Origin of the sequence: Sinorhizobium sp. NG07B, from assembly GCF_002532005.1 — a bacterium.
Taxonomy (GTDB): Bacteria; Pseudomonadota; Alphaproteobacteria; order Rhizobiales; family Rhizobiaceae; genus Sinorhizobium; species Sinorhizobium fredii_C.
This window is the reverse complement of record NZ_NWTD01000014.1, coordinates 74,796-83,511: the sequence shown is the minus strand read 5'-3', so window position 1 is coordinate 83,511 and position 8,716 is coordinate 74,796. Positions and strand designations below refer to the sequence as shown.

Genomic DNA, 8,716 nt, shown 5'->3' with positions numbered 1-8,716 from the left:
TCGGCGAGTAAGCCATAGGCTGTTGAAATTTCATCATCGGCCGGCTTCAACAGCGTATCGAAGACAAGCGACAGTCCTACGGCCGGCTCCCCCTTTGTCGCCAGGAGCGGATTGAAGCTGTCGAAGGTGCCGGTCTGCGAGAGTCTGATATCTCCGCCCTTGGGAGCGTCCGGATTCACATAGTCGAAGTGGGCAAAACCCGGCCGATATTTGAGCTCGTCCACGAGCGACAGCCCGTGATGCCAGACCAGCTGCTCTTGAGCCTCTGCCGTTGGCATCAGAAATAGTGACATTGCCAGGAACGCGGTCGCAAACTTCATTCCTCCAGTACCGCCAATGTCAAGCATCCCATCGTTTTCTCCTTGTTTTCGGTTATTCTCGTAGACCAGAATAGGCGAAATTCGAAAAATCGATTATTTGGATGGCCTAAATCCGCGCTATGGATAGTCAAAGGCGCTTCCCTAACTGTTGGCCCGCAATGATATGTTGTCGTACAGTCTGGACTGGACGTCTGGTCAGAGGCACTGCGGACATGTGCGAAGGATACGTTGTATTTAGAGTGGGCTTCGCCCATCGTACGAGCGCACAGCGGCGCTCCCGCCGGACGGACGGGCAGTCGTTCGCTGGCCACCCATGGCCACGACTTCGAACTGACCAGACGAGAGATCGAAGAGCGCATCAGCCTGTTCTTCGTAGCTTTGCGCTTCGCCAAAGGGAACGTCGCACCGCACCTGGCGTCATATCTCCGCCCATCGTGAGTGGATCCCGGGAACTTTCCGGCCGGACTCTGGTAGTCGCAGGATTGTCTTGGTGGGCTGGTACCACGAGACGGTTCTCTAGCCCGATACTTGAACTTCACCATCGGGCCGAGGACCATGCTATTGGATCGAAAAAATGTCACTACTACGAAGTGGCAGGGCCCGTTTGGCGCTTGCCCTGCCTCGGCATCGAGAACTCCTTTACCGCGCTAAGAGCCGCGAGTTGGACGACCTATTCGAAGCTTATGCTGTAGCGGCCGAGACGCTTGAACGTCATCGGAGGGATTTTCCTCACCGTGAGGACCTGATAGTCGAATACGTGGATTCATGCCTCGATATCCAAGCCGATGTTTTAACGATCTTGGAAAAGCTGAAGACTGCGGGGGACTAGGTCTACGGGTTTTCAGGTCCGGATGGCCGTCCTTTCCACCGCCGAACGTTCAGTCGCCTTATGGAAGCCGAACGCGTCGAGATGCGAGACCCCAAGCAGCGAGAGCGAAGAAGAAGCTACGCGCACTGGCGAGGTTTCTGCCGGCGGGAAAGTGAGGCTGGATTTCAAGGTGGAAAAGCACTATATATAGCTAAGTTAGCTAATCGGGGTTTCTATGCAGGTTACAATTCACAACGCCAAGACGAACTTGTCCAAACTTATAGAGGCGGCTAAAGCTGGCGAAGAAGTTGTCATCGCCAAGGGCAAAACCCCTGTCGCCCGGATTGTTGCTATCCCGCAGGGCAAGTTCACAATCGGGCTACTTAAAGGCAAGGTTACAGGAGACGGGCCGGATTTCTTCGAGCCAATGAGTGAGGATGAGTTGGCGCTTTGGGAAGGCGAAGCGTGACGACTGTCCTTCTCGACACCCATGCATGGGCATGGTCGCTGACCGGCGATGCACGTTTATCGGCTAAGGCAACCGCTCTCATCACAGAGGCCGCCAGCGTTTTCGTCAGTCCTATTAGTTTTTTTGAGATCGGGCAGAAGGTTCGTATCGGCAAGTGGCCGGAGATGAAGCCATTCGTCAACGATCTGCCGAACTTGCTGGTGGAACAGGGTGGTAGAATTGCCGCCCTGGCGCCAGAAATCTGTTTGAAAGGGGCAACTCTTGAGTGGGAGCATCGCGACCCATTTGACCGTCTGCTCGCGGCGAGTACGTTGGATCTTGGAGCACCGTTGATCTCAGCGGACGAGGTGTTCGATACCCTCCCAGTCGTTAAACGGTTGTGGTGAACTGCAATGGCGTCATCGAAGAACCCTTGAAAACTCCCTGGCCGCTGACCGCCGCGGGAGTGTTCACAACGCTTTAGATGAAGGTGGTGCCGTACCACCAAGGTGTCTATTTTGCGCCTGAACTGGATTCTTCCAACATCATACGCGCAAGGGAATTAACGCCAGATCTGCGGATTCCGGGAATTAAGCGGACGGGATTCCGATCAAAATCCGGACAGCGTTCCAATCTGAAGCCGGACAGCTTTCCGATCAATTACCGGACGGTTTTTCCGTCCTGACGATGCCTTTGGGTCAGCAACCTTGGCATGAATCTCCTCAGTATCCACGAGGGGGATTTCATGCCGTCAAAGAGAAGGCTGACCATGCGACACATACGACAGATGCTGCGGCTCTCTGCCGGCGGGACAAGCGTCCGCGAGATTGCGGTGGTGCTCGGGATCGCCCGAAGTACGGTGCTGGGCGGAGCTTTCCATCGAGCTGAAGAAGCCCGGCGTGACGCTGCTGATCCTGTGGGAGGAATATCGCAGCGTCCATCCCGATGGTTATGGCTATAGCCGTTTCTGCGAGCTGTTCCGCGGCTTCGAGCAGCGCCTGTCGCCGACGATGCGCCAGGAGCATGCGGCCGGCGACAAGGTCTTCGTCGACTATTCCGGCAAGAAGGTGCCGATCGTCGATCGCAAGACCGGCGAAGTCCGCGAGGCAGAGCTGTTCCTCGGCGTGCTCGGCGCGTCGAGCTTCACATTCGCTGAGGCCACCTGGACCCAGACCTTGCCGGACTGGATCGGCTCACATGTGCACATGTTCGCCTTCTTCGGCGGCGTGCCCCGCCTGGTCGTGCCCGACAATCTGAAGTCCGCTGTCAGCCGCGCCAGCTTCTACGATCCCGAGATCAACCGCAGTTACGGCATGATGGCGTCCCACTATGGCGTCGGCGTTCTGCCGGCGCGGCCGCGGCGTCCGAAGGACAAGGCCAAGGTCGAGAACGGCGTGCGCTTCGCCCAGAGCTGCCTTCTCGGTCGCTTGCGCAAGCAGACTTTCTTCTCGCTCGCCGAGGCCAAGCCGCGATCGCCGAGGTGCTGGAGCGCATCAACAATCATGTCATGCGCCGGCTGGGCGTCAGCCGCCGGCATCTCTTCGAGACGGTGGAGCGCGCGGCGCTCGCAAGCCTGCCCGCCGAGGATTACGAGTTCGCCGAATGGCGGTTTGCGCGGGTGTCGACGGACTATCATGTCGAGGTCCAGAGCTTCTTCTATTCCGTCCCGCATGGCCTTATCCGTCAGCAGGTCGATGTCCGGGCGACCGCGCGGATGATCGAGATCTTCCATCGCGGCAACCGCGTCGCTGTGCATCAGCGCCGCTATGGCGGGCCGCGCTATGGAACAGACCCCGCGCACATGCCGAGCTCCCATCGCCGCTACGCCGAATGGACGCCGGAGCGCTTCCGGCGGTGGGGCGCGTCCATCGGTCCGCAGACCGAGGGGCTGATCACCGCCATCCTCGCCAGCCGGCCGCATCCCGAGCAGGGCTTTAGAACATGCCTCGGCATCCTGCGCCTCTATCGCGACATCGGCCGCGAGCGCGCCGAGGCCGTTTCGGCACGGGCCGTCGAGATCGGCGGCCTGACCTGCAAAACCATTGCCTCGCTCATCGCCACCCACAAGGCCACCAGACATTCCACCGAACCCGCGGCCGTCATGGAGCACGCCAATCTGCGTGGCCCCGGCTACTTCCATTGAGGAGACACGAACGATGCTGACCAATCCCACCATCGACATGCTGCGCGAACTCGGCCTCTCCGGCATGGCAAGCGCCTATCACGAGCTTGAGGCGCAACCGGAGGCGAGACACCTGGAGCATGGCGAATGGCTTGCCCTGCTGCTCGAACGCGAGGCGACCACGCGCCGCCAGAAGCGCTTCGAGGCGAGTGCCCGCGCCGCAAAGCTGCGCCATGACGCTCAGATCGAGAACATCGACTTCCGCGCCGCCCGCGGCCTGGATCGCAATCTCTTCATGAAGCTCGCCGGCTGCGACTGGATCTCTCAGCGCCACAGCCTGCTGTTGATCGGACCCGCCGGCGTCGGAAAGAGCTGGCTTGCCTGCGCGCTCGGACACGAGGCCTGCCGCGAGGATTTCTCCGTCGCCTATCACCGCCTTCCCAGGCTGTTCGCCACCCTTGCGCTCTCGCGCGGCGACGGCCGATATCCCAAGGTCCTCAAGGCGCTCGCGAGAACAGACCTGCTCATTCTCGACGACTGGGGCCCGGAGAAGCTCAACGACGAGCACCGTCGCGATCTCCTGGAAATCATCGAGGACCGCTACGAGAGGCGATCGACGATCGTCACCAGCCAGGTGCCCGTGGATCACTGGTACGACATGATCGGCAATCCAACGATCGCCGACGCCGTCTTGGATCGCCTTGTTCACAATGCCTATCGCATCGAACTCAGCGGCGAGAGCATGCGAAAACAGAAGGCCGTGACCACCGACCAAACAACCCTGGCTTGACCGCGAAACGGGTTCAGGTCAACTGTCCGGCTTCAAATCGGAATCGTGTCCGGCATGAGATCGGAATACCTGTCCGGCTTCGGATTGGAATGGCCGTCCGGCTTCATCGGAATACGCACCAGATCCAAGGCGCCACCATCTCGCGATTAACCGAAGAAGCCAGCCGGAACAGGCGCCACCACACAGTGCTGCGCCACACCAGTTGGGGGCGGCTAACTGCGTCAACAGAATATGCGTGGCGCGAGCATTGTTAACGGAAGCGCCATAGCGTGCGAATTTGAGAGTGATCTGAATACGGTACGCGATCGGAACTCCAATCGCTCCCAGCGGTGCTTGGCCGCCGAATCAACTGAACGCGCTCGGGCCGTCCGATGCGTGAACCAGCAAGGGTGGTATGCCGCCTTTTAGAGCGCTGGCCCTGATGAAGCTCGCAGATCGGAGGTGAGCAGGTCAATACTCGTGCTCGTCTGGCCGAAGAGGGGCTCGGTCGTGGCAAGCGGCGAAGCCATACGCGACGCCTCCTCTACTAACATCTCGCGCAGCCAAAGACTGGCCGGATCACTATCGTGAAGCGCAGGCCATTGAACTGCCTCGGTGAGTGGCGGGAGTGGCAGCGGAAGCTCGACAATCTGCAGCGGTATTTTCTTTGCGAAAAGCTGCGCCAGCCGTAACGGCATGGTTCCTATTCGCTCGGTTCCCAACAGCATCGGGGGAATCATGCTGAAGCCCTGTACGACCACGTCGACACGTCTCTTGAGGCCGTGTTCGAGCAAATACCAATCCTCGAGGCCCGGACTTCGGCTATTGCCGTACTTCACCGCAACGTGGCCCAGAGACACGTATCGCTCGAATGTAAGTGGCTCCGACAGCTGCTCGTTCGAGCGGCAGCCCACACACACGAACACATCGTTGAACAACTTCGCGCGATGATTAGCGTTCGACATGTATATTTCCGGGAGAATTAGCAGATCGGCATCGCCCCGTCGGAGTAGCTCCTCAATGTCATCGCCGGGAGGCAGACAATCGAAGCTGACGCTGGGGGCCTCACGCGCCGCGCGCTCCATGATCTTTTCGAAAAACACGAGCGTGACGTAATCGGAGAGCACGATTTTAAAGCGGCGATTTGAGTCGGCCGGTTTGAACGCCTCCCAGGAAACAATGGAGTGCTGGATCTGCAGCAGAGCCTCACGCACCGCGGAGGCGAGCCCTTCCGCACGCGGCGTCGGGATAAATTCGCGCCCCGCCATTGTAAACAGCTCATCACGAAAATAGCTGCGCAGCCGGGCAACGGCCGCGCTCATCGCCGACTGGCTGAGGTTGATGCGGCGCGCCGCCGCCGTGAGGTTGCGCTCGCTCATCAAAGCGTCGAGCGCGACGAGGAGATTTAGATCAAGACCCTTGAACCGCATGCGTTCATCTATCCATACCGTGGATGGCTTCCATCCCAAATTGCCAGCATTCTTTATTAGTAATACAAATCGTTCGAAATCATGGCAGCCGTCGCCGCATCTACGCAGGCGGCCTCCGGCGCTATCAGATGGCAGTCTTACCCTGTCCGCCTAGCGTCTAGCGTGACTGCGGGTCCGAAAAGCCGCTACGCACATGGGCCCACAGCGTTGATCTCTTGCACCAGCTCCTGCCGCACGGCCTTGATCCGGCCTCAACGAAGGAACCCAAGCAAATCGTGATACTGAGCCGCACGGCATCGCAGTTCAACACCATCCACATCCCGCGACATATGTTGAATTTGCTGGCAAATAGGGGCGGCGAACTGAAAGGCATCGGCGGCCAGGCTTAACTCGCCCCACAAAAACTTTGTTGCCCGACGCTCGAAGAGATTGTATGCAAGAAGCTCTTCAACCAGATGCGGAGTGTCGGTTATCGACGCGCAAAATCGCCGCTCGCATGAACTCACGCACTAAAGAAGCACCCTGCGACTATCCATAGCCTGGATGCGTGCGATCCAAACATTCGATTTTTCCCGACCGCATGGTATGTTGCATTAGAACAACCCCTCCGCGAGCACAGGCGAGTCGAACATTTCTGAGGTGTCCGTCGGCCATGTGCCGACGGGTGCGATCCTCCCAGAGTGAAGCCAAGGCGAAAAAGATGCTGAGACGCTCAAGCCTGACAATTGGGATCTCTGCGACGACGAATGCGCGATCTTCGCAGTCACTTCGCAGATGTCGAATGTTTGAACGAGCGGCTCGCCCGGATTTCGGGATCTCCTGTGCGTCATTTGCGACGGTACGCGGGCAAATATGTAATGAAAGGCAATAGAATGATTAGTCCCGCTCACTCTGATCCAAAGGACCTCGAAACAATCGCCCGCAGCGGCGGGACGATCCGCCGGATGGCTGCCCGAGTTCCCACCTATCTTACCGATGTGCGGGAGAATCCAGCTTGGCTGCCGATGTTCCTATTGGCGCGCTTGATGCCGCTCCGCAAGGCGCATTGGCTGACCGCAAGACGCGTAGTGCAGGACAAGAGTGCCACGCCTTCCATTTTTGGCGACCTCCAAGCAGAAGCGATCGCGGCGGAACTGAGAAGAACAGGTATTTTTACGGGCCTGACCCTGCCACGCCCGATTCAAGAGGAAATTGCGCGCTTTGGGCACGAGACACCCTGCTTCGGCAATTTCGAACGCAGGCTCGAGTTCCTGGCCGGCGATCATGCCGAAGCCGAGCGGCGTTTCGGCCGAACTATTTTGAGCGGCCATCATTATGAGCGGATTCTGCAATGCGGCGCCGCCTTAGCCGTGCAGCGAGACCCCCTGCTTCTCAACGTGGCAAGGCACTATCTCGGCGGCGAAGCGAGGTTGATCACCACGAGGACGTGGTGGAGCTTCCCGACTCGAAATGCCTCAGAAGCGGATCTTAGCCGTGCTTCCTTCAAGTTCCATTTCGACCTCGATGACTGGCGAATGCTGAAGTTTTTCTTCTATCTTTCGGATGTGGATGCCACTTCCGGTCCTCATGTCTACGTGCGCGGCAGCCACAATCGCAGGCGTTTGAAGCATCAACTGACGCTCCTCGTCGGCCATGCCGCCGATGAAGTCCTGGCCTTCTACGGCGAAGAAAATGCCATCACTCTGACTGGGAAGGCGGGCTCGGGCTTCGTCGAAGATCCATTCGGCTTCCATATGGGCACCTTGGCAAAGGAGAAGCCGCGTCTGATGATGGAGGTCGGATTTGGGGTCTCGAAACCGTCGAAGCGACGCTATCACGGTGAGCCAGTTGTTCGGTAGTTAATAGCGTGGCTGTCGGGACATGCTGATTATGCAATCCAAGTTTGGGGTTTCGAGACTGGATCTTTTCCAGCTACACAAACTGGCTTCTCGGCAATAGCCACTCCTATGGTCCAATGGACCGTGCACAGAAAGAGTCTATCTAATAAGAAGTGCCGACGCCAACATCGGCATCAAGGCAGAAGCAACAGCAGAGCGCGATAGGTCGGGGGAGATACCCATCGCGAAGTAAAACATGGAGAAATGCATGCTTAGCCCGAACCCTGAACAGAAAAAAGCGAAGCCAGAGCCTGTTGACATTCATGTCGGCCGTCGAATTCGCATGCGGCGAGTTTGGATGGAAATGTCGCAGACGAGTCTCGCCAAGCAGGTCGGCGTGACGTTTCAGCAGGTACAAAAGTACGAGAAGGGCACTAATCGGGTCGGAGCGAGTCGCCTGCAACAGATCGCCGAGGCGCTGGAGGTACCGATATCCTACTTCTTCGAAGATATGCCTGGCGCCGGCTCGACCGGCGTCGACAGCGGCGCCGTAAAATCTGGACTTCAGCCTGAAATTATTGACTTCGCGTCTAGCAAGGAGGGACTTGCGCTGATTAGGGCCTTCTCCCGTATCAGTGATGCGAACGTTAGAAGCCGGGCCATTGGCCTCTTAAAGGCTGTTGCGGACGGGATCGATGAAGATTTGGCTATCTGAGAGGCCAAGTACCGAGCGCGGCCCGTTTATTCCTGATGACTGCGGGTCATGAGGTAGGTTCGCTTCTCTCCACGGCGGCGAAGCACACGACTTCCCAGCATGAAGCGCCGCCCACCCCCGACCACACCTACCACTTGCTGGCCGTTTCGCTTGTAAAATGTTTGCGAAGCGAAATACCGCAAGCTTCGCAACATCGACTACTGCACGTTCGACGCTTTCTTCTTCCCCCGGTGGTCGACCCCTGCTCGGGACTTGGCCTCCGACTCCTTCGCCGTCGAGCTGATCAG

The 8,716-nt window shown here is 58.4% G+C and carries 9 protein-coding genes and 1 pseudogene; 8 read left to right on the top strand and 2 right to left on the bottom strand.

Features of this window, described 5'->3' with window-relative positions; translation table 11 throughout:
* Positions 1-347, bottom strand: a pseudogene (locus CO664_RS27000) (ABC transporter substrate-binding protein); the annotation flags it as partial.
* Between the two features lie 1,016 nt (positions 348-1,363).
* On the opposite strand from CO664_RS27000, the gene CO664_RS26990 reads away from it, so the two are divergent.
* From CO664_RS26990 to istB, 6 genes are all read left to right on the top strand, one after another.
* Positions 1,364-1,597: a type II toxin-antitoxin system prevent-host-death family antitoxin gene (locus tag CO664_RS26990; protein ID WP_097527588.1), complete on the top strand. Its 234-nt coding sequence runs from the start codon at positions 1,364-1,366 to the stop codon at positions 1,595-1,597.
* Positions 1,594-1,983: a type II toxin-antitoxin system VapC family toxin gene (locus CO664_RS26985; RefSeq protein WP_097527587.1), complete on the top strand. Its 390-nt coding sequence runs from the start codon at positions 1,594-1,596 to the stop codon at positions 1,981-1,983. Before CO664_RS26990 ends, CO664_RS26985 begins: the two co-directional genes overlap by 4 nt.
* A 305-nt stretch (positions 1,984-2,288) precedes the next feature.
* Positions 2,289-2,537 carry a helix-turn-helix domain-containing protein gene (locus CO664_RS31755; RefSeq protein ID WP_337441770.1) on the top strand — a complete coding sequence of 83 codons (249 nt, stop codon included), beginning with the start codon at positions 2,289-2,291 and terminating at the stop codon, positions 2,535-2,537.
* Positions 2,476-3,294 (top strand): IS21 family transposase, encoded by an 819-nt coding sequence (istA, locus tag CO664_RS31415; protein WP_234819607.1) that lies wholly within the window; start codon positions 2,476-2,478, stop codon positions 3,292-3,294. Before CO664_RS31755 ends, istA begins: the two co-directional genes overlap by 62 nt.
* Complete coding sequence (locus CO664_RS31410) at positions 3,291-3,719, top strand: hypothetical protein (protein ID WP_234819606.1); 429 nt, start codon at positions 3,291-3,293, stop codon at positions 3,717-3,719. Before istA ends, CO664_RS31410 begins: the two co-directional genes overlap by 4 nt.
* Before the next feature lie 13 nt (positions 3,720-3,732).
* Positions 3,733-4,488, top strand: a complete 756-nt coding sequence (gene istB, locus CO664_RS26975; RefSeq protein WP_097527586.1) for an IS21-like element helper ATPase IstB — start codon at positions 3,733-3,735, stop codon at positions 4,486-4,488.
* Positions 4,489-4,892: 404 nt separating this feature from the next.
* Here the strand turns inward: istB and CO664_RS26970 are convergent, their stop codons facing one another.
* Positions 4,893-5,897, bottom strand: a complete 1,005-nt coding sequence (locus CO664_RS26970) for a LysR family transcriptional regulator (RefSeq protein ID WP_097527585.1) — start codon at positions 5,895-5,897, stop codon at positions 4,893-4,895.
* 872 nt (positions 5,898-6,769) lie between these two features.
* Between CO664_RS26970 and CO664_RS26965 the strand changes: the two genes are divergently transcribed.
* Together CO664_RS26965 and CO664_RS26960 are read left to right on the top strand one after the other, a co-directional pair.
* Positions 6,770-7,735 carry a hypothetical protein gene (locus CO664_RS26965; protein ID WP_097527584.1) on the top strand — a complete coding sequence of 322 codons (966 nt, stop codon included), beginning with the start codon at positions 6,770-6,772 and terminating at the stop codon, positions 7,733-7,735.
* A gap of 247 nt (positions 7,736-7,982) precedes the next feature.
* On the top strand, positions 7,983-8,429 hold the full coding sequence (locus CO664_RS26960; protein WP_097527583.1) for a helix-turn-helix transcriptional regulator: 447 nt from the start codon (positions 7,983-7,985) through the stop codon (positions 8,427-8,429).
* Positions 8,430-8,716 lie beyond the last annotated feature (287 nt).